General features: G+C 68.9%; 1 pseudogene. It reads right to left on the reverse strand.

The features are described 5' to 3' along the window. Positions 1 to 392 (reverse strand): annotated as a pseudogene (locus tag UU7_RS18750) (hypothetical protein); the annotation flags it as partial.

The following is a 392-nucleotide window of genomic DNA, read 5'->3' on the forward strand; positions in this document are numbered from 1 at the left end:
TTGGCCTTGTCGGTGAAGGTCTCGCTGATGGCGCCGGTGTTCTGCTGGGTCGTCCAGCTGCCGCCATCGACCTGCTCTTCCAGGAGGTAGGTGGCCGCGTCGGCCACACCCGTCCAGCTCACCGTGTAGGTCCCGGTGCTGTTGGTCGCCGGGGCGCTCAGGGTGGGCGCCGCCGTGGGCGGCAGGGTCACCACGACCGGCGTGCTGGTGAGGTAACCGCTGCAGCCGACCACGTTGCAGGCCTTGACCCGGTAGGCATAGCTGCCGTTCGCCGTCTGCTGCATCGCCTGGCTGAGGCCGGCACCCGTATAGGCGGCGGTCCATGTCCCGCCATCCACGCTCTGCTCCAGCTCATAACGGGCCGCATTGGCGGAGTCGCCCCAGCTCACCGT

Source organism: Rhodanobacter spathiphylli B39 (assembly GCF_000264295.1).
Classification (GTDB): Bacteria; Pseudomonadota; Gammaproteobacteria; order Xanthomonadales; family Rhodanobacteraceae; genus Rhodanobacter; species Rhodanobacter spathiphylli.